The sequence below is a fragment of the Streptomyces sp. P17 genome (assembly GCF_032436805.1).
Classification (GTDB): Bacteria; Actinomycetota; Actinomycetes; order Streptomycetales; family Streptomycetaceae; genus Streptomyces.
Genome location: NZ_JAVRBF010000792.1, coordinates 1 through 273, shown reverse-complemented (window position 1 = coordinate 273; position 273 = coordinate 1). Strand labels below are relative to the sequence as shown.

Genomic DNA, 273 nt, shown 5'->3' with positions numbered 1-273 from the left:
GAGATTTATGGGCGCCACGGCTCCGACTTCATTGGTATCGCCCTTAACGCTCAGGGCGAGGTCACGCGCGTCATCGCCGGTGAGGCCAAGTGGCGCGCGTCGCTCACCGATTCCGTCGTCAAAGGCCTCCTCTTCGGACCGAAGGAGGAGGACGAGGATACCGGCGAAATGGTTCACAACGGGCGTGGGATTTGGTTCGAGGTGAACCGGGACTCGCCGATCCCGCACGGCCTGCGTCAGTTGCAGAAGTTGTTGTAGCAGCGGGATCCGGAC

The 273-nt window shown here is 62.3% G+C and carries 1 protein-coding gene; it reads left to right on the top strand.

Going from position 1 to position 273, the window contains the following annotated elements; genetic code table 11:
• Window positions 1–258 (top strand): hypothetical protein (locus tag RMT89_RS42980; protein ID WP_315889193.1); only part of this gene is annotated, 258 nt, incomplete at its 5' end.
• Between the last annotated feature and the right edge of the window lie 15 nt (window positions 259–273).